1 protein-coding gene is annotated in these 591 nt (G+C 46.5%); it reads left to right on the top strand.

All coding sequences use genetic code 11. The annotated features are described in order from the left end of the window. Window positions 1-591 (top strand): cadherin-like domain-containing protein (locus KIV40_RS28935; protein ID WP_285352669.1); only part of this gene is annotated, 591 nt, incomplete at both ends.

Here is a 591-nt window from a genome sequence, read left to right as displayed (position 1 = left end):
TGTCGGCGAAGTGAACAGCCAAATCTACAGCGGTGAAATCGTTGTAGGTCCTGAAGGTTCCGTTTCTCTACCGACAACAGCTATTGAGCAAGAGCTGCAACTTCAACTACCGGAAGATTTCAATGAATCATTAGAAATTACGGTATCAGCAACCGCGACAGAGCTATCCAATGGTGACTCGGAAACGGTTTCACAAACGATTCATATCAATGCGACCGGTGCTCATATTGAGCATGCTCCTGAAGCGCTTCCTGTTGCTGCGACTGTGGAAGAAGATGGTTCAATCATCATCACGCAAGAAGATCTGTTAGCTAACGCTCGTGACCTAGATGGCGACCAACTAACCGCACTTAACTTAGCCACTGATGATGAGAGTGTGACCATTACGGACAACGGTGATGGCACATACACATTAACACCAGATGCAGACTTCAACGGTGACGTTATGTTCACGTTTGATGTTTCCGATGGTGATGATGTCGTTTCTACTAACCTAGAGTTAACCGTTTCCCCAGTGAATGATGGCCCTGAAGCACAAGACCATGCATTTACAGTCGGCGAGGACGGTGTACTCACATTCAATGATGAAGA

The sequence above is a fragment of the Vibrio sp. D173a genome, assembly GCF_030248475.1.
This window is presented reverse-complemented; position numbering and strand designations above follow the sequence as displayed.